Genomic DNA, 21,604 nt, shown 5'->3' on the forward strand with positions numbered 1-21,604 from the left:
TCCGGCCCTACCTCCCCTCGTTGTCAGAGCCGGGCGCGGCGGTGCCGAAGCCCTTGACGAAGATGAACGCGATGAGCGCCACACAGATGAAGATCAGGATGCTGATGGCCGAACCGATTCCGAGGTTGAATGCCTTGAACAGGTTGTCGTAACCCAACATCGACACCGAATAGGTGTTGTTGGACCCTCTGGTCAACACGTAGATGTTGTCGAAGATCCGGAACGCATCCAGGGTGCGGAACAACAGGGCCACCAGGATGGCGGGTTTCATCAAGGGGATGATGATGCGCCACAGCCGCGTCCACGCTCCTGCGCCGTCCACCTGGGCGGCTTTGAGCAGATCGTCGGGTACCAGCGCCAAACCGGCCAGCAGCAGCAGTGCCATGAACGGCGTCGTCTTCCACACCTCGGCCAGCACGATGATGGCCAGAGAAGGCCACTGTTCGGTCAACGGTGCACTGCCGTCGGGCAACAGGTTGGCGAGATACCCGGTCTCCGGCGTCCATGCGTAGTACCAGCTGAAGGCAGCGGCGACCGTCACGATGCCGTACGGGATCAGCACCACCGTCCGGATGGTGCCGCGCCCGAAGATGGTGCGATGCATGACGAGCGCGATCGCCATACCCAGCACGAGCTCGATGGCCACCGACACCACGGTGATGCCCAGTGTCACGAAGAAGGAGGTCCACCAGTAATCCGAACTCAGGACCGTCAGATAGTTGCTGAACCAGACGAACTCGCGCTCGCCTGGCGCCGACAGACTCATCTTGTTCAGCGACAACCAGAACGCGTAGATGATCGGGTACCCGGTCACCAGCAGCATCATCAGCGCGGCCGGCGCCACCAGCCAGAACGCCAGCCGACGCTCGGCGGATTTGCCTTCACTGATCGCACTCTTGCGCCGCGACGGCTCTGCCGGGTCACGGGTCGCCGTCGCGACCGCACCCTGCGGCGCGGTCGAGGCCGCTGCCGGGAACTCCGGCGCACGGCCTGCCGCGGCACCCGATTGCGGCGGGACCCAGCCCCCCGATGCCGGTGCGCCCGAGTCCGGACGGCGCGTCACCTCGGGCGGCCGAACCGAGGGCTCACGCGGGGTCGCGTCGTCGGGCATCGAATGCCGACCCGGCCGGGTCCGCGGATCGTCGTTGTCTCCCGTGGTCATGGGATCAGCCCCTCCCCGTCAATCGCGCGTTGGACCTGGTCGGCGAGTTCATCGACCATCGTCTCCGGATCCCACGCTCCGACCGGACTCAGCGTGGCGGTGACCAGTGTCGAGATGGCCTGGTAATCCGGCGATGCCGGACGCAACGCCGCGGTCTGATCGCTGAGTTGGTCTCGAATGTCGTCGCCCATCGGGTAGGCGTCCTGGAAGTCCGGGTCGTCGTAGATGGACGCGATCGTGGGCGGGGTGCCGCCCTCGATCGAATACACGCGCTGCGCATCACGATTGGTCAGGCAGGCCGCGGCCTCGAATGCCAGGTCCTGCTGTTGCGAGGTACTGGCCACTGCGATGTTGATACCGCCGAGTGTCGTCTTGGTCTGCATATCCGGACTCACACCTGGATAGGGCGCGAAGTCGAACTTGGTTCGCACCACCCGATTGACCGGAGCGAGATCGCTGTCCGCAGGCGGATTGTCCGGATCGGCGAACATCGGTCCGAACTCCGTCATCTCCGGAAAGAACGGCACGTCGCCCGCCGCGGCATTGCTGCGCATGGATGAGAAGACGAACGGCCAGTTGACCTGGTAGAGGGCGTTGCCGCTCTCCATACCCAGACGGGCCGCCGACTCGTCGGAGTTGGTCAGCGACGGGTCGTGTCCGGGCGCGGTGGCCACGGCCTTGAGTGTCCGAAGGGCCCGCAGCGTTGCCTCACGATGGGCCGGGGTGTCGTTGAGTGTCTGTTTGCTCGGATCGTCGGGATCGACGATTTCCCCACCGGCACTGGCCAGCACCGAGTTGAACCACACCATGAGGCCCTCGTATTGACGACCCTGCACCATGATGTAGCTCGGCCCGCCTTTGGCCAGCACCGCCTGGGTGTCGGCGAGCATCTCGTCCCACGTGGTCGGTGGACGGTTCTTGTTCAGGTACTCACGCAACACGTCCGGCCGGTACCAGAGCAACTGGGTGTTGGTCCAGGTGGGGATTCCGTAGAGCCGTTTCTCCGCGTCATCGTCGGTCTTCCACGTCGCGGTCTCCAGCGGGCCCCCCAAGGTGTCGCGCTCCACGTCGGCGGCCAGGTCATCGGGCACCGGGACCATCCATCCCGCGTCAGCGAATTCGGCGGTCCACACCACGTCCATGCCCATCAGGTCCAGACCGTGGTCATTGCCTGCGAGCCGCCGTGCCAGCTGCAGACGTTGGTCGTCGGCGGACTTGGGCAGCGGGGTGGTGACGATCTGGTAGGCGCCGTCGGATTCGGCCGAGCACTTCTGCCCGACCTTGTCGATGAACGACGCGCCGTCGGCGGGTGGATAGATGTTGATCACCCGTGGCGTGTAGCCCGAGCCGCAGGCGGTCACGATGGGTAGCGCAGTCGCCAGCGCGGCCGCCGCCACCACCAGTTTTCGCCGCAGCCCGCGCTGCCGCCTCAGATGGGTTGTCGATAGACCGGATTCGGAACTGCCAGCCCGGAACCGCACGCAGCCTCCTCGATGTCGTTCGCGGTGCAAGACTTCGAGGCCGCACCGGTCAGCGTCTGAGGCGCTACGTTAGCCGTCACAGTTCGTGACATGCAACACATTCGGTAAGGGCGTGCCAGAACGTAGGAGAATCGTGATCTGGCCCGCGCCCATTTCCCACCGGGTCGGGTCAGTTGGACAGGCGGCTGAGCATGTCCCGCGCCCGCTCGGCGGTACGGGGGTCGCAGAGCACGTCGTAGCGGCCCGCGACGAGCTGCATGGTGGACGCGAAGTCGCGTTGCCCCCGGGTCGCGGCGTACGGGATGGTCGTCGAGATCAGACCGAAGATGATGCCGCCGATCAAGCCGAACACGATCGGCGCGAAGCCGGCGCCGGTTACCACCAACGACACGAGAAGACCGAAGAACAAGCCCAGCCAGGCACCGGAGACAATGCCACCGCCGATCACCTTTCCCCAGGTCAGACGCCCGATGACGCGCTCGACCTGCATCAGGTCAACGCCGACGATCGTCACATCCTGCACGGTGAAATTCTGGTCGGAAAGGTGGTCGACGGCGCGCTGCGCCTCGGCGTAGGTGCCATAGGAACCGATCGGCCATCCCGTCGGCGGCGTCGGCAGACCCGGGGTCTCGCGACCGGGGCGCATCGGGTTCGTCATCTCGCGTCCTTCTTTCTTCGGCGCCTGCGGCGCGCGTTCGTCAGGCGCCCGCGACACACTCATTCGGCACCGCGGCGGGCAGGATCGGCCCCGCCGCGGAGGCACTGCGGCGGGTCGGGACGCGCGCAGGGCGCATCCCGATACCACTACCCTTACTCCCATGGCGGTGGTGAGCAAGGTGTACGTGGCCAGGTTGGTCGGATTGGCCGTGCTCGGACCCGATGGCGAGTCGATCGGCCGGGTGCGTGATGTCGTCGTCGCGGTCCGCCTGACCGGACAACAGCCGCGTGCGCTCGGCCTGGCGGTCGAACTCACCACCCGACGACGGATCTTCGTCCCCATGCTGCGGGTCACCGCCATCGAGCCCCAGGCGGTCACACTCAACACCGGAACGGTCAGTCTCCGTCGGCTCCACCTACGCCCGGGCGAGGCGTTGGCAGTCGGTCAGATTTTGGATTCCCGTGTCCGCGTTGATGATCCGGACCTGACCGACTTGGCGGGCATCGACGTGACCGTGGTCGACCTGGGCATCGAACGCACCCGCACCCGCGACTGGGTGGTGTCGCGGGTGGCGGTTCGCACCGGGCGTCGGGGATTGCGGCGGCGCGGGGAGACCCACGTGGTGGACTGGACCCACGTGCACGGACTCACCCCGACCGACCTCAACCTGCCCGGCCAGGGCGTTGCTCAAGCGCTGCAACAGTTCGAGGGCATGCGGGCCGCCGACGTCGCCAACGCGCTGCGTGAGCTCCCCGGCAAGCGCCGGGACGAGATCGCGGCCGCCCTCGACGACGAGCGCCTCGCCGACGTGCTCCAGGAACTGCCACCCGACGACCAGACCGAAGTGCTGAAGAATCTCGAGCCCGAGCGTGCCGCCGACGTGCTGGAGGCGATGGATCCCGACGACGCGGCCGACCTGCTTGGCGAGCTCCCCGACGCAGAGGCCGAGTCGCTGCTCGAACGCATGGACCCGGAGGACTCCGAGCCCGTCCGCCGCCTGCTGACCCACTCCCCCGACACCGCGGGCGGTTTGATGACCCCCGAGCCGATCATCGTCACCGCCTCCACCACCGTCGCCGAAGCGCTTGCCCGCGTACGCGATCCGGATGTCACCCCGGCGGCGGCGAGTCTGGTGTTCGTGGTCCGCCCGCCGACGTCGACACCGACCGGCAAGTATCTCGGCTGCGCGCACGTGCAGGCGTTGCTACGCGAACCCCCCGCCCACCTCGTCGGCGGGATCATCGACACCGATCTGTCCCGGCTGCACCCCGAGGACTCACTGGAGACCGTCACCCGGTACTTCGCGACCTACAACATGGTGTGCGGGCCCGTCGTCGACGACCAAGGTCACCTGGTCGGAGCCGTCAGCGTCGACGACCTGCTCGACGAGATATTGCCCCGTGACTGGCGGGAGACCGACACCGACGACACCGGACCCATCCCCCGGATCACCGGCGCCGACACCGCAGGAGCAGGTGCGTGAGCCCCGAACAGAGCGGTCGCCGCCTCGACACACCCCGCGGGGGCCGGCGATTCTCGTTCAATCTGGACTCCGACGTGGTCGGCGTCCACGCCGAACGGATCGCCCGGTTCCTGGGTACCGGACGCTACCTGGCCATCCAGACCGTGGTGGTCATCGTGTGGATCGCCCTGAACCTGGTGGCGGTGTCCTGGCGGTGGGATCCCTACCCGTTCATCCTGCTCAACCTGGCATTCTCCACGCAGGCGGCGTATGCGGCGCCGCTCATCCTGCTCGCGCAGAACCGTCAGGAGAACCGCGACAAGGTCGCGCTCGACGAGGACCGCATGCGCGCGGCGCAGACCAAGGCCGACACCGAGTTCCTCGCACGCGAACTCGCCGCGGTGCGGCTCGCGGTCGGCGACACCGTCACCCGCGACTACCTGCGCCGCGAACTCGATGACCTGCTGACCGAACTCACCGAACGCTTGGCGCCGTCGGCCGACGAGGAGGACGGCGAGCAGACCGACAGCGGCGCTCGGAACGACGCGCGTCGGTAACGCCCGACCGTTCACCCACCGATCAGATGGGCGTGGCCAAGAATTGTCGGGTTCCGGTATTGGGGCGGTCGACCCATATGTATCGTGGGTCACACGTCGGCCGGCCCCGGGGAGACGTCCGGGACACCCGGCACACACAGGGTCGATGCCGACACCAAGCCGCGAGGGTTCGGGGCGGACATGCATGAGCGGTGGACCATCGGAGTGGGTGTGGACAGGCAGGCGATATCGGTGACGCAGATGCGGACGCCGACGATGAACGGGGCGGCGTCACCGAGGTTGCGCCGATGAGCCCGGGTCCTTTCCGTCGCGCCCGGGGCCCGCGGCGCGCACACGTACCTCGTCGCGCCCTGACGGTCGGAAGCGGCGGCCTGTTGGTGGGCGCGATGCTCCTCGGTGCGGCGACGTCGAGCGCATCCGGTGGTGCGATCTCCGCCCAATCCGAAGCCGTCGCCGCAGCCGCTCCCCCGACCTCAGCCGAGATCGTTCCCGGCGCGCCGGTGACCTTGCTCGGCTTCGCCCCGCCCCCCAAGGCGGCCGAGCCGGCCGTGGCGCCGCAGTTCCGGATCACCGCGGCCCTGCCGAGCGGTCCGCTCGGCATCCCGGGAGTCGTCCTGCAGGCATACAAGTTGGCCGCCAACCGGGTTGCCGCGGAATCTCCCCAGTGCCGACTGCCCTGGTTCCTGCTCGCGGGTATCGGACGCATCGAGTCCAATCACGCATCAAACGGTTCGGTGGATCAGTACGGCACCACCATAAATCCGATCGCCGGACCCGTCCTGGACGGCTCACTGGCCGGCAACGCCGTCATCCGAGACACCGACGGCGGTCGGATCGACGGCGATGCGACCCATGACCGCGCGATGGGCCCGATGCAGTTCATCCCCAGTACGTGGGCCAGCTGGGGCTCCGACGCCAACGGCGACGGCAAGTCGGATCCGAACAACGTCTTCGACGCGACGTACTCGGCCGGGCGTTACCTGTGTGCGGGCGTCAGCGACATCATGGCCGAAAAGAACAAGGTGTCGGCGGTGCTGCGCTACAACCATTCGATGGAGTACGTGGCGAACGTACTGAGCTGGGCAGGCGCCTACGCCACCGGCGTCATGCCGACCAATCCCATCCCGGAACCCAAGCGCAAGCCGAAGAAGTCGTCGTCGTCGAAGACGTCCTCGACGCCATCCACCCCGAGCGAGCGTTCGTCTGCCCCGTCGAGCCCGCCGTCGACGACGACGCCGGCACCGACCTGTCTCGGCCAGCTGTGTCTGCCACCGGATCTGGTGCCGCCGGAACTGCTGCCGCCCGAACTACGACCCAAGACCGCGCCGCAGCAACCGGCAGGCCCGCGCGATTCGGGCACCAACCGCAAGCCCGGCGCTCCGAGCACCACCCCTGCCCCCGGAGCGCCCCGCTGACCGACCGCCCTGCGGTATCCGACCGGTGGACGTGGACGTCTGCCGATGCCCGTCTGCCCGACAGTTAAGCTGGCAGGTGATGACTACCGGAGTTGTACCCACCGAATCGGCGGTTCGCGCCGCGCTCAGCAAGGTCAATGATCCCGAAATCGGCAAACCCATCACCGACCTGGGGATGGTCGGGTCCGTCGCGGTCAACGACGATGCGAGTGTCGACATCGTCGTCCTGTTGACCACCTCGGGCTGCCCGATGCGTACCGAGATCAGCGGCCGGGTGGAAAGCGCAGTGGCCGACGTGCCCGACGTCGGTACGGTCCGCGTCGAGCTCGGCGTGATGGACGACGAACAGCGCACCGAGCTCCGCAAGAAGCTTCGAGGCGACAAGGCCGAGCCGGTGATCCCGTTTGCGCAGCCCGGCTCGCTGACCCGCGTCTACGCGGTCGCCTCCGGCAAGGGCGGCGTCGGCAAGTCGAGCGTGACGGTCAATCTCGCCGTTGCACTCGCTGAACGCGGTCTCAGCGTGGGTGTCCTCGACGCCGACATCTATGGGCACTCGGTACCCCGCATGCTGGGCAGCGATGCCAAGCCGACCCAGGTCGAGCGGATGATCATGCCGCCGCAGAGTCACGGCGTACGGTTCATCTCGATCGGCCAGTTCACCGACGGCAACACCCCGGTGACCTGGCGTGGCCCCATGCTGCATCGCGCACTGCAACAGTTCCTCGCCGATGTCTACTGGGGCGACCTCGACGTCCTGCTGCTCGATCTGCCACCCGGCACCGGCGATGTGGCCATCTCGATCGCTCAGCTCATCCCCGGGGCGGAGATCCTGGTGGTGACGACGCCGCAGCAGGCCGCCGCCGAAGTCGCCGAGCGTGCCGGTGCCATCGCGTTGCAGACCCGCCAGAAGATCTTGGGCGTGGTGGAGAACATGTCCTGGATGGAGCTGCCGGACGGCTCCCGGATGGAGCCGTTCGGGTCCGGTGGCGGGGAGAGGGTCGCCGAACGGCTCACCCGAGCGGTCGGCGCCCAGGTCGAGCTGCTGGGACAGGTTCCGCTGGAGACGACCTTGCGCGAAGGCGGCGACTCCGGTGTGCCGGTTGTGCTCTCGTCCCCGGACTCGACGTCGGGGTCGGCGTTGCGTGCCATCGCCGAAAAACTGGCGGTCCGGCGCCGTGGGCTCGCCGGGATGAGTCTCGGTATCGACACCACTCGGCACGCCTGACCGGCAACAGACGGCTCAGGTGGCGTCCCAGTCGCTGACGCGGTGACCGCGCACCGTCGGCGCCGATGAGTCTGCGTCACCGTCCGTCGATGACCTGGCATCGGTGACAGGATCCGGCAGCGGCCGGGAGACCGGTTTGATCTGCGGGGTCTCGGTGGTGGTGCGGTCCACCGTGGTCGCGTCGAGTCCGAGGTTGAACACCGAGTCGTCGCCGTCGAGCAGGTGTTTGGTGACCACGGCGCGCGGAGTCATGCCGCGCAGTTCGTTGAGATCGGACAACGGCTTGCGCAGGTCGTCGAACTCGGGGCCGAGTTCGTTCTTGAGTTGGTCGGTGGCGCCGGTCGCGTAATCACGGACCTGCCGCAACGACTTCATCGTCCAGGACACTGCACCCGGGAGCCGTTCCGGCCCGAGGATGATGAGACCGGCGGCCAGCAGTACGGCGATCTCACCCCAACCGATGCTGCTGAACATTGTGCTTCCCCATCGCTCGTGCCCGCTGCCGTACCGTCAGGCGGTCTGGTCAATCACTGGCGGGCGTCATCGTACCGGTGAAGGTCCGCCCGTTACGCCAGTATGTGAAGGGCACCGTGTCGTCGATCTTCGCGGTGCGGACCGCCACGGTCAATTCGTCGGCACTCTCGATGGTCCGCTCGTTGAACGAGGTGATCACGTCGTCCTCGCGCACACCGGCCTGGTCGGCCGGTCCGCCGGCGACCACGTTGCGCACCTGTGCCCCCAACACCCGGTCGTTGCGCACCGAACTGGCGTTGACACCGATCTGCGGATGACGGACCTCGCCGTTGCGGATCAACGTCTGCGCGATCGGCACCACCTGGTTGATCGGGATCGCGAAGCCGAGGCCGATCGACCCGCCGCCGGGCACCAGTCCGGCGGTGTTGATACCCACCACCTCGGCGTCGTCGTCGACCAGCGGGCCGCCGGAGTTACCCGGGTTGATCGCCGCATCGGTCTGGATGGCATCGATCACGGCGTCGGTGTCGGATTCCGCATCGGGTCGCAGCGGCACCGGACGGTGCAAGGCGCTGACGATGCCACTGGTCACGGTACGGTCGAGACCCAACGGCGAGCCGAAGGCGACGACTTCCTGCCCGATCTGCAGATCGTCGGAATTGCCGATCGTCGACACCTTCAGGTTGTCGACATTGTCCACCTTGACCACGGCCAGGTCGGTCTTGGTGTCACGGCCGACGATGCGCGCGGGCACCCGCCGACGGTCGAAGAAGACGGCTTCGAGTTTCGCGTTGCGGTCGTTGGCGGCCATCGCGATGACGTGGTTGTTGGTCACGATGTAGCCGTTCTCGTCGATCACGAAGCCGGATCCGGTGCCCACCGAACTCGAGGTCCGGACATCGAGTGCCACCACCGACTTCTCCACCGCCCGCGCAACATTCGCGACCGGAGACCGGGGTTCGGCGTCATCGTCGGACTCGCCGGTGGACAGCCGTACGGAGTCGGAGTTGAGTGGTGAGACGACCTCGGCCGTCCATCGACCCATCAGGCCCCCGACCAGGCCCACCAACAATGCCAGCACCGCCAGTGTCGCGAGCACATGCCAACTCACACGTCGGCCGAAGAGGATGTCCCGGATACCGAGCCTGGGTCCGGCTTCGGTCGGCTCGGCGCTCGTCGGTGCGGTGAGCGCCGGATCGGCCAGGGCCACCCTGGACTCCGGGTCACGCCAGGGATCCGGCGGGGCCGACGGAGCCTCGTCCCGGCCATAGGACGCAAGCGGATCACGCTGCAGGGTCTCGGTCTCCCCGGCCGGACGGCCGAACGCCTCTGCGAGTACCGGATCCGGCGCGGAGATCTCCGGGACCGGCCGATCGTTGGGCGACTCGGGTGACTCCGTGAAGGAACCCGCCACCCCGTCGGGCCGGCCGAACACCGCTGCAGTCTGGGGTGAGACCGCGGCGCGATGCGGACCGGATGGGCCGCCGGCCGATGTGTGGGTGGTCTCGCCGTATATGTCGCCGGTGGCGTCGTCGCCCCACACGGAGTCGTCGGCTTCGCTGAGCGCGTCGTTCGTCGGCTGCGCGCCGGCCGTCTGCTCAGTCGTGGCGCCCTCGGCGGCCCTGTTCGCCTGATCGACTGCGTCGTCCCTACTACCGTCCACCTGTCAGCGGCCCCGCCAACGGCTCATCCGCGCACGCGTCGAACCCGATTCGAAGGCATCGGTGGGCATATTCGGCCGCGCCGATCCGCCGTCGGCCGGATCGAAACCGACGCGATCGGTCGGTGTATCCGACGACATGGCGGTGACGTCGATCTCGCGAGTGGGGATCTGGCTCAGCTGACCGAGCAGCCCGGCGGGCATGGACACGTCGCCGGCGGCCCGCAGCCGGGTGCGAGCGGTCACCTGCGCGTCGACCGCGGCCATGCATTCGCGACACTGCGCGAGATGTTGCGTGGCGCGCAGGTGAGCTGTCATCCCGAGTTCGGCGTCGACAAAGGCGGCGACGGCCTCCGCGGCGAGATGCTCGGTGGAGGCGAATCGGCGTCCCCCGGCCGTTCCCGGCGCTCGATAGTCGCGATTGGGCGCCAACGAGGCGGTCACCGGAGTCCAGGTGGCGGGGTTCCATGAGGATCGTCGGCGTCGTCGGAGATCGGATGTGGGAAGCGGGCCATCGATGCCCCATCCCGGTTGCCGCGAGTCCGGTTGCCCCGAGGTTGGCCTTCCTCGGCTCATCTCCATCTGACGTTCACCTCTCTCGCCCTGTGCCTCACGTCACCTGCTGATCGGCGGCGCCGCCACCGATACTCCGATGGCAATCGCGCGGAGTGTGACAACGCGCGGCCACCCAGCCTATCCGAAGATGACAACGAAGCCCGGGCGGCCGCGGTTCCCGGGATCTGCAGATGCCTGGCGTCCGCAGATGTCAGGGACGAGGCCGCTAGGAGGAACCGACGGCGACCGAGCGACTGCTGGTGTGACCGCGGGCATTGAGGTGGTCACGGATCGCCTGGCGGCCACGATGGATGCGGCTGCGCACCGTACCCAGTTTCACACCGAGCGTCGCGGAGATCTCTTCGTAGGACAACCCCTCGATGTCGCAGAGCACCACGGCGGCGCGGAACTCGGGCGGCAACGCGTCGAGCGCGTCCTGCAAGTCGGGGTCGAGGTTGGCGTCGTGGAAGATCTGCTGCGGATCGGGGGTGTCCGCGGGCACCCGGTCGTACTCCTCGGGCAGGGCTTCCATCCGGATCTTGCTCCGCCGGCGCACCATGTCCAGGAACAGGTTGGTGGTGATGCGGTGCAGCCAGCCCTCGAATGTGCCGGGCTTGTAGTTGGACAGGGACCGGAAGACCCGGATGAACGTCTCCTGCGTGAGGTCTTCGGCATCATGCTGATTGCCGGACAGCCGATAGGCGAGCCGGTACACACGATCGGCGTGTTCGCGCACCAGTTCGTCCCATGACGGCATCAGATTGCCGTCGCCGGTTGCGTCGAAGCCGGCAGTGCCGGCGGGGACGACGTCTGCAGACCCCAGGGGATCAGTCATGTTGAGTGGCCAGTTCCCTTCCCCGGTCATCTCATCGGATGACGGATGTTCACGATGGTAAACCAGGACCCTCGCCAAACTATTCCGCCGGGCGAGGACATCGCTGATTGAAACCCTCTCCCATCGTGTTGTGGTCGCCGTATGAGAGACCTGAGGTTTCGCTGAGGATGTCTGGCCGGTCGACAAATGGGGCCTGACCACGCCGTTCTGTACCACGAGTGGCGCGCCGCGCACGGAAAGGCCACGCGGGGACATAACCTCGAAGGGTGACGGATTCAGAAGGAGGCGCCGACGATGCGGCCGCCTCGGCGGGCAACACGCTGATCGACTATGCCGAATCTGCGATCGTCGAGGACGACGCCTTGCTGGCGGCCCGCGCCCGGGCCGACGAGCTGGGTGCCGCGGCCGTCGCGCCGGCGGTGGGTGCGTTGCTGGCGCTGTTGGCGCGCAGCTGCGACGCCCATGCGGTCGTCGAGATCGGGACCGGGGTCGGCGTGAGCGGATTGTGGTTGCTCAACGGCATGGCCTCGGACGGTGTGCTGACCACCATCGACCCGGAGCCCGAGCATCATCGCGCAGCCCGCCAGTCGTTCGCCGGCGCCGACATCGCCTCGGGCCGCACTCGGCTGATCAACGGCACCCCGCGCGACGTGCTGCCGCGACTCGCCGACGAGTCCTATGACCTGGTCTTCGTCGACGGGCCACTGATCGACCACCCCCGGCACGTGACCGAGGCGGTGCGCATGCTGCGGCCCGGCGGCGTGGTGGTGGTGCACAATGCGACCGCGGGTGGCGCCGTCGCCGACCCCACCCGCACGGAACCCGCCGCGGTCGCCGCACGCGAGGCCGCATTGCTGATCGCCGACGACGAGCGCCTACTGCCGGTGGTGATCCCGCTCGGGGCGGGTGTGCTGGCTGCCGCCAAAGCGCGCTAGAGTCGCCCCTCGGTCCTGTCGATCAGACGTCGGTCGAGAACCGAACTCCGTTGTCGGGCAGCTGGACCCCCGGCCACACGCGGGCGCCGCGGAGTAGTTCGCAACGGGCGCCGACGTCGGCACCATCACCGATCACGGTGTCGCGGACGAGCGCGCGGGGACCCAGCCGGGCACCGAAGCCGACGATGCTGCGTTCCACCACTGCCCCGGCCTCGACGACCGCCCCGTCGAAGATGACGGCGCCGTCGAGGCGGGCGCGCGGACCGATCTCGGCGCCGCGGCCGACCACCGTGCCGCCGATCAGCACCGCGCCGGGTGCCACGCCGGCACCTTCGTGCACGAGCGATTCACCTCGGCGGTCACCGAGCGCCGGCGATGGGGCGATGCCGCGGACGAGGTCGGCCGACCCACGGACGAAGTCTTCCGGCGTACCCATGTCCCGCCAGTAGGCGTGGTCGGCGTGAGCCTGGATGTGCCGACCGTCGGCGAGCAGCTTGGGAAACACCTCGCGCTCCACCGACACCGGTCGGCCCGGTTCGATCTCCTCGATCACCGCACGCCGGAAAACGTAGGTACCGGCGTTGATCTGATCGGTCGGCGGGTCCTGGGTCTTCTCCAGGAAGTCGGTGACCCGGCCGGTGTCGTCGGTGGGCACGCAGCCGAAGGCGCGCGGATCGCTCACCGACACCAGGTGCATGGTGACGTCGGCCCCACTGCGCCGATGTGTGGCAAGGACCTCACGGACGTCGGTGCCGCCGAGGACGTCACCGTTGAACACGAGGATGGTGTCGGCGGTGAGTTGGTCGAGCACGTTGCGGATGGCCCCACCGGTGCCGAGCGGCTCGGTTTCGGTGACATAGGTCAGGTTCAGTCCGAGCTTCGATCCGTCGCCGTAGTACTCGGAGAACACGTGGGCCTGGAAGGAGGTGCCCAGCACCACGTCGACGATGCCGGCTTCCCTGATGCGGGAGAGCAGATGCGTGAGGAACGGCACGCCGGCCGTCGGCAGCATCGGCTTGGGTGCCGACAACGTCAGCGGACGTAACCGCGTGCCTTTCCCGCCGACGAGTACCACGGCCTGCACGCCGTCGCCTCCCGACGGCGCGTCGACTGGGTTGTCACTGGTCATGGCTTCCTCCTCGGTGTCGTTCCCCAGACCTGCGGGCCGCGATGACCGCGACCCGCGAACGCAGTGCGAGTCCGATCCGCAACGCGAGCCGCACCGGCGCCTGCAACACCCCGGGGTGTCGGTCTGCCTGAAAGCGGTACGCGCTGCGGTGATGGGCGGGCAACATGGCGTCCGGATCACGTCCGGCCGCATGCCCCTTGGTGTGCACGACCTCCGCGCCGGGCACGTAGACGTTGAGCCAACCGGCCCGACCGAGCCGGTCGCCGAGATCCACGTCCTCCATGTACATGAAGTACCGGGAGTCGAAGCCCTGCACCGAGTCGAACGCCGCCCTCCGCACCAGCAGGCACGACCCCGACAGCCACCCGACGGACCGTTCGCTGGGCTCGGCGTTGTCGGCGCGATAGGCCGTCGTCCACGGATTCGACTTCCAGATCGAGCCGAAAACGGCGTGTCCGGCGCCGGAGATCAAATCGGGTACACGGCGCGCGGATGGGTAGACCGAGCCGTCCGGTTCGCGGATCAGCGGACCAAGCGAACCGGCACGGGGCCACCGTCGGGCCGCCGCGAGGAGTTCGTCGAGCGAGCCGGGCGACCACTCGACGTCGGGGTTGGCCACTGCGATGAACTCGACGGACGGGTCGAGTTCGGCGACGGCCCGATTGATGCCGCCGCCATAGCCGATGTTCCCGCCGGTGTGGACCAGCGTCACGTTGTCGTGTTCGCGGGCTGCCGTCTCCGGCGCACCATCGGTGGAACCGTTGTCGGCGATGACGACTCGCGGCGGTGGCGCCGACGTGGCCTTCGCCAAACTCTCCAGGAAGGTCGAGAGATGCCTCCCCGACGAATACGTCACCGTCACGACGGCCAACTCAGCGGTCACCGGGTAAGGGTAACCAACGTCGACGGATGTCCTGCGCGGCTGCGACACGTGTCAGTCCACCGAAGCGTGATCGAGCGTCACGGCGGCATGCAGGGCTGCCCGCCAGTCACGCAATGGGGCCAGGCCCGCCTCGGCCCACGCGGTCGGCGACAACACTGAGTACGCCGGTCGCGGCGCGGGACGAGGGAACTGCGCGGTGGTGCACGGATGCACCCGGTCCGGATCGGCCCCCACCTCGGCGAACACCGCGCGTGCCACGGCGAACCAGGTGACGCTGCCGGAATTGGTGGCGTGCAGCACCGCGCCGGCCACCCTCCGGTCGCGGCCGCGCGCCGCGAGTTCCCAGAGCCCGGCCGCCAGATCTGCGGCGTAGGTGGGCGATCCGGTCTGGTCGTCGACCACCGACACCGTGTCGCGGGACGACTCCAGGCGCCGCATGGTGCCGACGAAGTCACGACTGTTCGGACCGCCGGTGTAGACCCACGCGGTCCGCACGATCGTGGTGGCCGGATCGAGCTCGACGGCGAGTTGCTCGCCGGCGAGTTTGGACGCGCCGTACACCGTCTCCGGGGTACCCGTGACGTCGCCGGGTTGGTACGGCTGCGTGCGGCGTGGGGCGGTGGTGGTCGCCGCCGCGCCGGCGAAGACGTAGTCGGTCGAGACGTGGATCAGCCAGGCCCCCGCCGCACGCGTTGCTCGCGCGAGATTCGCCGGTCCGTCGCGGTTGATCGCGTAGGCGCGGGCGGTGTCGGACTCCGCACCGTCTACGTCGGTGTAGGCCGCACAGTTGAGCACCACATCACCCGGCCCCAGATCGGACAACGCCGTGGACACCGACACCGCGTCGGCGATGTCGACGTCAGCCGACCCCAGCGCACGTATGTTGGCGGGCGCATCCGCGTCGGCCCGCAGCGCGGTGCCGAGCTGTCCGGTCGCACCGATGACGAAGAACGTCGGACTCATGGCTGCCATCGTGCCGCACGCGGGCCGCCCGGACGCGATGGCGGTCGGTGATGTGAGTCTCGCGGGACTGCTACGGCGTGGCGTTCCCGGATTTCCTACGCCACTTCAATAGCCTGGCGTCAGAACTGCAACATCTGAAACGCCAACATCACCGACATCTGCACACACATGCGTCACACCCAACAGTGACCGGCATGCCAGCAGAGCCGTGGTGACCGACGACGAAAGGTGATGACCCGCTCGTGGAGTCTCGACCTGGTGATGCACGCCGACGTCACGGTGGTCGCACACGCCCCGACGAGTCCACGCCACGTCCCACGTCATCGGCGGACCGGAAGCCAACCGACCGGAAGAGGCCAGAGGGGGCGCCGGCTGGTGACCGGAGGATGACAGGCGGCCGGGAGCAGCCACCCACACCTCGCCGGCGGCCGCCGGAACAGGCCCCGGGGTCGGGACCCGAGCAACGCCGCCGCAGGCGCTCTCCGGAGGACCGCGTCGACCCGCGCGCGTCCGGGCAGCCGAAGCGCCGCCGACCGAGCCCTGATGATGTGTCGGCACCTCCGCCACGCCGGCGACCCGTGTCCTCACCTCCCGCGGGCCGAGGTGTCGGGGGCCGCCGGCCCGACGTCGTCTCGACCGCATCCGACGAAATCCACACCGGCGGCGCCACAGATTCACCGCGGCGGCGACGACGCCCGGCAGCCGAGGCCGATCAACGTGGTGGCGGCCCCTCCGACCCCCGACACCCGCGCTCTCGAGGTCGGGCGGCGCAGCCCGAACGGCGAGGCCGACCGGATCGGCCGGCAGCAGCAGCGACCGCGACATCGGGTTCCGATCGGCGCCCCCGCGAACCGCGTCCAGACGGAATCGGCCCGACCCCGCCGTCGCGCCCGTCCTGGCGGGCCAAGACCAGCCGGGCCGGCATCGGTCGTGGGCTCGTCGCGCTGCTCTCGGTGTCGGTGCTGTTGTGCACCGGCTACGCGTGGAACAACGTCAACAATCTCAACTCCAACATCACCCAGTTGGGTGGCCTGGGTCTCGGCGGCGCCGACGACGGCGCGGTCGACATCCTGCTCGTCGGCACCGATTCACGCACCGATGCCAAGGGCAATCCGCTGTCGGCGGACGAACTCAAACTCTTGCGCTCGGGCGAGGAAGTCGCCACCAACACCGACACCATCCTGTTGATCCGGATCCCGAACGACGGATCGTCGGCGACGGCGATCTCGATCCCTCGTGACTCCTACGTCGAGGTTCCCGGCATCGGGATGTCGAAGATCAATGCGGCATACGGCACCACCAAGGAGGGTGTGCGCCAGCGCGCGGTCGAGGCCGGTGCGACGCCCGCGGCGGCCGAGAACGACGGCACGCAGGCCGGACGCAAGGCCCTCATCGACAGCGTGACCGGCCTGACCGGCGTGCACGTCGACCACTACGCCGAGGTGGGTCTGCTCGGCTTCGTGCTGCTGACCAATGCCGTGGGCGGCGTCGACGTCTGCCTGAAAGACGCGGTCAACGAACCGTATTCGGGGGCACGGTTCCGCGCCGGCGAACAAACCCTCAACGGCCCCAAGGCACTCAGTTTCGTCCGGCAACGCCACGGGCTGCCGCGCGGCGACCTCGATCGCATCACTCGGCAGCAGGTGTTCATGGCCTCGCTGGCCAACAAGATGCTGTCGGCCAACATGCTCGCCGACCCCGGCAAGCTGTCCGAACTGCAGCGGGCGGTCTCCCGGTCGGTCGTGATCGACGACAACTGGGATGTCGTGAAACTCGCCGAACAACTCAAGGACCTCAGCGGCGGACGCGTCAAGTTCGCCACCATCCCGGTGGTCACCGAGCAAGGGTGGAGCGAGGACGGCCAGCAGAGCGTCGTCGAGGTCGACCCCAACCAGGTGCGGACCTTCACCGACAACCTCCTCAACCGCAAGCAGGACGACGGCACACCGGAACGCGCCGACTACACTGTCGACGTGGTCAACGCCGGCACTATCGACGGTCTCGCATCGAACGTCGCCAATATCTTGACCACCAAGGGGTTCCAGTCCGGCGACACCCTCAGCGGCAGTGCCGACGACCGCGACACGGTCGTGTACACCCACGCCGAGGACGCCGGGGCCCGCCAACTGGCCAAGGATCTCGGCGGCGCCGAAGTGCGCGTGGATTCCTCACTACCGGAGAAGCGTCTGAAGGCCGTGCTCACCAACACCTACGAGGGCCCGGGTTCGATCCTCGACACCGGAACCCAGGTCGACAACGTCCCGGCCAGCGAGCGCGTCGGCAACAACCGCCCGCCCATCACGGCCGGCACCGACGGCCCGACCTGTGTGAACTGATCGATGACCGACACCACCATCACTGCCGCCGTATTCGCCGCCGTCGCCGACTGGTCGCAACCGTTGCTGACCTACTACGACCACCGAAGCGGTGAACGTACCGAACTTTCTGGTGCCACCCTGGGGAATTGGGCCGCGAAGTCGGCGAACTTCTTTGTCGACGAACTCGGCCTCGCGCCCGGCGACGAGGTCGTTGTCGATCTTCCGGAGCATTGGCAGACCGCAGCGATCCTACTCGGCGCGTGGTGGGCCGGTGCGCGCGTCCGCTTGCCGGGCAGCTCCGGCGACACCGGCGCTGTGGGCGTCGCCGTGACGTCGGCGCAACGCATCGACGCTCACGACGATGTCGATGAGCTGCTCGTCGCCTCACTAGATCCGTTCGCGATGGGCGTGCGCGACCTGCCCGTTGGGGTCACCGACTTCGCGACCGCGGTACGCGTCCATGGCGACCAGTACTCCCCCACCGGTGTGCCCGCCGGACCGGTGCTCGACGACGACGACACCGCCACGGTGCTCGCCACCGCACGGCGCGCCGCAGCCGCCGACGGAGTCTCGGCCGGGACACGTGTCCTCACCGTCCGCCGGTGGCACGATGCTCGCGGCGTCATCGGCAATCTCGTTGCGCCGCTGGCCGTTGGCGCCTCTCTCGTCACCGTGTCGCATCCCGACGACGAGCGGCTGGCCGGACTCGCCGACACCGAACGTGCGGACCTCACACTGCGCTGACGCGTGCGGATTCGTCCGAAGAGGGTCCTCAAATCCGCTCGCGTGGGGCATCCTCGTAGGCATGAAGATCCCCAAGGCGGTTGCGCGATTCAACAAGAAGGTGACCAATCCGATCCAGCGCCAATGGGCTCCGCGGCTGGCGCCGTGGGCGATGGTGGAACACGTGGGGCGCAAGTCTGGAAAGGAGTACTCGATCCCGGTGCTCGCCTGGGTCGACGACGACCGGCTCTCGATCGTGCTGACCTACGGACGCCACACCGACTGGGTACGCAACGTGCAGGCTGCCAATGAATTCGGTTTGGTGCGCAAATCCAAGCATTACAAGGTGGTTCGGCCGCGCATCATCCCGTCGGACTCCCCGGATGTGGCGTCCGGTGCGCGCATCCCGGCCCGCATGTTCGAGTCCGTCCTCATCGGCACTCTCGTCGAAGGGTGACCGCGGTGCCCGACGATGCTCTCGACGATTTCACCGCGCGCGATGTCACCGTCGGAACGGCCACGAAGACGGTGTATGCCAAGGGTGAGGGCCCAGCGGTCATCGTCATCGCCGAGATGCCCGGCATCAGCCCAAAAGTCGCCGACTTCGCCCGGAAGGTGGCGGCACGCGGACTCACCGCGGTCATGCCCTCACTGTTCGGTGTCGACGGCCGAGATCCGCGGCCCGACGCGCTCGGCCGCGTCGGATCCACGCGGTACATGGCCGAGACGATCACCCGGGCGTGCATCAGCCGGGAGTTCACCGTGCTGGCCACCGGAAAGACCTCACCGATCGCCGACTGGTTGCGTGGACTCGCGGCCCAGGAACACGATCGGTGCGGCGGACCCGGCGTCGGCGCCGTCGGGATGTGCTTCACCGGCGGCTTCGCACTGGCAATGGCCACCGACGACCGTCTGCTTGCCCCGGTGCTGTCCCAGCCGTCCTTACCGTTCGGTGTGATACCGGCACGCAACCGGTCCATCGATCTCAGCGACGCCGACCTGGCGCGGGTGAAGAGTCGGTGCGCCGCCGGGCTGCAGGTGATGGGCCTACGGTTCGAGGGTGATCGTCTGGCCCCGCGGTCGCGCTTCGACTTCCTCCGGGAACAACTCGGTGACGCGTTCCTGGCCGTCGAGCTACCCGACTCCTCGGCCAGCCCGGATTCCATGTTGCCGCAGCCACATTCGGTGCTGACCGAAGACCTCATCGACGAGCCGGGGCAGCCCACGTATGACGCACGCGAGCAGGTGCTCGACTTCTTCGCCGAGAAGTTGCGCCACTAGGGCTGCGGACAGGAATGTGCCGTAGATCTGAGTCACCTGGCGACACCGATCTACGGCACTTGTGGCCGTCGGTGACCGCTCAGTCGTCCCCGAGCAGCTTGGTGCGCAGCGCCTCGTCCTTCTCCAGCACCATGGCCTGGAGCCCTTGCTGGAAATCGACCATGCGCGACCGCAATCCGGCGTCCGACGAACCCAGGATCCGCACCGCCAGGAGCCCCGCGTTGCGCGCCCCGCCGATGGACACGGTGGCCACCGGCACACCCGCCGGCATCTGCACGATCGAAAGCAACGAGTCCAGACCATCGAGGGTGCGCAGCTGCACCGGCACGCCGATCACCGGCAGCGGGGTAGCCGAGGCGACCATCCCGGGCAGATGCGCCGCACCACCCGCGCCCGCGATGATCACCGAGATCCCGCGATCGGCTGCGCCGGAGGCGTAGTCGAGCATCCGCTGCGGCGTGCGATGCGCCGACACCACACCGACCTCGAAGGGCACCTCGAACTCGGCCAACGCCTCGGCGGCGGCTTCCATGGTGGGCCAGTCCGAATCGCTGCCCATGATCAATCCGACCCGCGGCCGAATCGGTTCGTGATACCCCGCATCGTTGGGTTCGGTCTCGGTCATGCGTGCGCATCCCATCCATCGGTCCACTCGGCGTGAGACATCCAGTGCGCGGCGCGTTCCGCACGTTCCCGCACGGTCGCGGGCGAATCGGTATCGCCACCGACAATGTTGACGTGCCCGACCTTGCGGTCGGGCCGTTCGCCCTTACCGTACAGATGCACCTTGGCATCGGGCATGCGGGCCAACAGGTGATGCAGACGCTCGTCCATCGTCATCTCCGGCGCCGTTTCGGCACCCAGGATATTGGCCATCACGATCACCGGCGCCCGCGCCGCAGTGTCCCCGAGCGGGTAGTCGAGCACGGCCCGCAGATGCTGCTCGAACTGAGAGGTCACCGCACCGTCCATGGTCCAGTGCCCGCTGTTGTGTGGCCGCATCGCGAGTTCGTTGACCAGCAGCTCACCGTCGAGTGTCTCGAAGAGTTCCATCGCCATCACCCCGACGACGCCGAGTGCCTCGGCCAACCGCAGCGCCATCTGCTGCGCCTGCTCGGCGACCTCGTCGGACAGATCCGGCGCCGGTGCCAACACCACGGCGCACTGCCCCTTGCGCTGAATCGTCTCCACCACCGGCCACGCGGCGCCCTGCCCGAACGGGGATCGTCCGATCATCGCCGACAACTCGCGACGCATCGCGACCTTCTGCTCGGCGATCAGACCGACCCCGGCACCGAATTGTTCGTCGAACACCGACAGCGCTTCGTCACGGTTGTCGAGCAGCCAGACACCACGCCCGTCGTAGCCCCCGCGGATCGCCTTGAGCACGATCGACCAACCGTGGGTCTGTCCGAACTCGACGAACCGTGCGCGCGCATCCGAGCCGGCGTCGGTCAGGTCGGCGAAGTCCGGGACCGGCAAGCCCAGCTCAACCAGCCGCACCCGCATCACGAGCTTGTCCTGCGCGAAGTGCAGCGCCGCCGACGGCGGGCGCACCGCCACGCCCTCGGCCTCGAGCGCCTGCAGATGGCTCAGCGGCACACCTTCGTGATCGAAAGTGAGGGCGGCGGCGCCCTGCGCGGCGCGGCGGAGGTCGGCGAGCTCATTGTGTGAGCCGAGGACGATGTCGGCGCTGACCTGGGCGGCAGGATCGGTCTCGCTCGACGCCAACACGCGCAGACACTGTCCGAGCGCAATGGCCGCCTGATGGGTCATACGGGCGAGCTGACCACCGCCGATCATCGTCACGGTTGGCATGCTGGATGTCACGCCGAACATCGTGGCACGTTCGCCACGTCGTGCGCATGACCGACCGGCGAAGTTACTC

At 68.0% G+C, this 21,604-nt stretch carries 21 protein-coding genes; 9 read left to right on the forward strand and 12 right to left on the reverse strand.

The features are described from left to right. Positions 1-7: 7 nt before the first annotated feature. The 3 genes from L1892_RS12045 to L1892_RS12055 form a co-directional block, all read right to left on the reverse strand. Entirely contained in the window at positions 8-1,162 is a 1,155-nt protein-coding gene (locus tag L1892_RS12045; protein ID WP_235723828.1) for an ABC transporter permease subunit, read from the reverse strand. After that, a complete protein-coding gene (locus tag L1892_RS12050; RefSeq protein ID WP_372475007.1) occupies positions 1,159-2,643 on the reverse strand; it encodes an ABC transporter substrate-binding protein in 1,485 nt (494 codons plus the stop codon). Before L1892_RS12050 ends, L1892_RS12045 begins: the two co-directional genes overlap by 4 nt. 169 nt (positions 2,644-2,812) lie before the next feature. After that, positions 2,813-3,301: a YflT domain-containing protein gene (locus tag L1892_RS12055; RefSeq protein WP_235723829.1), complete on the reverse strand. Its 489-nt coding sequence runs from the start codon at positions 3,299-3,301 to the stop codon at positions 2,813-2,815. Positions 3,302-3,461: 160 nt separating this feature from the next. Between L1892_RS12055 and L1892_RS12060 the strand changes: the two genes are divergently transcribed. The 4 genes from L1892_RS12060 to L1892_RS12075 all read left to right on the forward strand — a co-directional run bounded on the left by L1892_RS12060 (position 3,462) and on the right by L1892_RS12075 (position 7,960). Beyond that, a complete protein-coding gene (locus L1892_RS12060) occupies positions 3,462-4,784 on the forward strand; it encodes a magnesium transporter MgtE N-terminal domain-containing protein (RefSeq protein WP_235723830.1) in 1,323 nt (440 codons plus the stop codon). Next, on the forward strand, positions 4,781-5,320 hold the full coding sequence (locus L1892_RS12065; protein ID WP_235723831.1) for a DUF1003 domain-containing protein: 540 nt from the start codon (positions 4,781-4,783) through the stop codon (positions 5,318-5,320). Before L1892_RS12060 ends, L1892_RS12065 begins: the two co-directional genes overlap by 4 nt. A gap of 287 nt (positions 5,321-5,607) precedes the next feature. Then, entirely contained in the window at positions 5,608-6,735 is a 1,128-nt protein-coding gene (locus L1892_RS12070; RefSeq protein ID WP_235723832.1) for a lytic transglycosylase domain-containing protein, read from the forward strand. A gap of 79 nt (positions 6,736-6,814) precedes the next feature. Then, the gene (locus tag L1892_RS12075; protein ID WP_235723833.1) at positions 6,815-7,960 is read left to right on the forward strand and encodes an Mrp/NBP35 family ATP-binding protein; all 1,146 of its coding nucleotides are present in this window, start codon (positions 6,815-6,817) and stop codon (positions 7,958-7,960) included. A 15-nt stretch (positions 7,961-7,975) separates the two neighbouring features. Here the strand turns inward: L1892_RS12075 and tatB are convergent, their stop codons facing one another. The 4 genes from tatB to sigE all read right to left on the reverse strand — a co-directional run bounded on the left by tatB (position 7,976) and on the right by sigE (position 11,484). Next, the gene (tatB, locus tag L1892_RS12080; RefSeq protein ID WP_235723834.1) at positions 7,976-8,434 is read right to left on the reverse strand and encodes a Sec-independent protein translocase protein TatB; all 459 of its coding nucleotides are present in this window, start codon (positions 8,432-8,434) and stop codon (positions 7,976-7,978) included. Between the two features lie 49 nt (positions 8,435-8,483). Continuing rightward, positions 8,484-9,950 carry a S1C family serine protease gene (locus L1892_RS12085; RefSeq protein WP_235723897.1) on the reverse strand — a complete coding sequence of 489 codons (1,467 nt, stop codon included), beginning with the start codon at positions 9,948-9,950 and terminating at the stop codon, positions 8,484-8,486. Between the two features lie 150 nt (positions 9,951-10,100). Then, positions 10,101-10,676 (reverse strand): hypothetical protein, encoded by a 576-nt coding sequence (locus L1892_RS12090; protein ID WP_235723835.1) that lies wholly within the window; start codon positions 10,674-10,676, stop codon positions 10,101-10,103. A gap of 199 nt (positions 10,677-10,875) precedes the next feature. After that, positions 10,876-11,484, reverse strand: a complete 609-nt coding sequence (gene sigE / locus L1892_RS12095) for an RNA polymerase sigma factor SigE (protein WP_235723836.1) — start codon at positions 11,482-11,484, stop codon at positions 10,876-10,878. Between the two features lie 266 nt (positions 11,485-11,750). Between sigE and L1892_RS12100 the strand changes: the two genes are divergently transcribed. Then, positions 11,751-12,419: an O-methyltransferase gene (locus L1892_RS12100; protein ID WP_235723837.1), complete on the forward strand. Its 669-nt coding sequence runs from the start codon at positions 11,751-11,753 to the stop codon at positions 12,417-12,419. Positions 12,420-12,441: 22 nt separating this feature from the next. On the opposite strand, the gene manB is transcribed toward L1892_RS12100, so the two are convergent. The 3 genes from manB to rfbD are packed head-to-tail and all read right to left on the reverse strand — an operon-like array spanning position 12,442 to position 15,403. After that, positions 12,442-13,548 carry a mannose-1-phosphate guanylyltransferase ManB gene (gene manB / locus L1892_RS12105; RefSeq protein ID WP_235723838.1) on the reverse strand — a complete coding sequence of 369 codons (1,107 nt, stop codon included), beginning with the start codon at positions 13,546-13,548 and terminating at the stop codon, positions 12,442-12,444. Continuing rightward, entirely contained in the window at positions 13,538-14,431 is an 894-nt protein-coding gene (locus tag L1892_RS12110; RefSeq protein WP_235723839.1) for a glycosyltransferase family 2 protein, read from the reverse strand. The genes manB and L1892_RS12110 overlap by 11 nt, the downstream gene beginning before the upstream one ends. A 51-nt stretch (positions 14,432-14,482) precedes the next feature. Further along, positions 14,483-15,403, reverse strand: a complete 921-nt coding sequence (rfbD, locus tag L1892_RS12115) for a dTDP-4-dehydrorhamnose reductase (protein ID WP_235723840.1) — start codon at positions 15,401-15,403, stop codon at positions 14,483-14,485. 377 nt (positions 15,404-15,780) lie between these two features. Between rfbD and L1892_RS12120 the strand changes: the two genes are divergently transcribed. The 4 genes from L1892_RS12120 to L1892_RS12135 all read left to right on the forward strand — a co-directional run bounded on the left by L1892_RS12120 (position 15,781) and on the right by L1892_RS12135 (position 19,716). Continuing rightward, on the forward strand, positions 15,781-17,730 hold the full coding sequence (locus L1892_RS12120; protein ID WP_235723841.1) for an LCP family protein: 1,950 nt from the start codon (positions 15,781-15,783) through the stop codon (positions 17,728-17,730). Positions 17,731-17,733: 3 nt separating this feature from the next. Next, positions 17,734-18,456 carry a TIGR03089 family protein gene (locus tag L1892_RS12125; RefSeq protein ID WP_235723842.1) on the forward strand — a complete coding sequence of 241 codons (723 nt, stop codon included), beginning with the start codon at positions 17,734-17,736 and terminating at the stop codon, positions 18,454-18,456. A 61-nt stretch (positions 18,457-18,517) separates the two neighbouring features. Further along, positions 18,518-18,892, forward strand: coding sequence for a nitroreductase family deazaflavin-dependent oxidoreductase (locus L1892_RS12130; protein ID WP_235723843.1), 375 nt, complete (start codon positions 18,518-18,520; stop codon positions 18,890-18,892). A 5-nt stretch (positions 18,893-18,897) separates the two neighbouring features. Next, on the forward strand, positions 18,898-19,716 hold the full coding sequence (locus tag L1892_RS12135; RefSeq protein WP_235723844.1) for a dienelactone hydrolase family protein: 819 nt from the start codon (positions 18,898-18,900) through the stop codon (positions 19,714-19,716). Between the two features lie 79 nt (positions 19,717-19,795). On the opposite strand, the gene purE is transcribed toward L1892_RS12135, so the two are convergent. Next, positions 19,796-20,341 carry a 5-(carboxyamino)imidazole ribonucleotide mutase gene (purE, locus tag L1892_RS12140; RefSeq protein WP_235723845.1) on the reverse strand — a complete coding sequence of 182 codons (546 nt, stop codon included), beginning with the start codon at positions 20,339-20,341 and terminating at the stop codon, positions 19,796-19,798. Beyond that, entirely contained in the window at positions 20,338-21,555 is a 1,218-nt protein-coding gene (locus L1892_RS12145) for a 5-(carboxyamino)imidazole ribonucleotide synthase (protein WP_372475008.1), read from the reverse strand. Before L1892_RS12145 ends, purE begins: the two co-directional genes overlap by 4 nt. Between the last annotated feature and the right edge of the window lie 49 nt (positions 21,556-21,604).

The organism is Gordonia tangerina (assembly GCF_021556435.1).
In the GTDB taxonomy this organism is placed as follows: Bacteria; Actinomycetota; Actinomycetes; order Mycobacteriales; family Mycobacteriaceae; genus Gordonia; species Gordonia tangerina.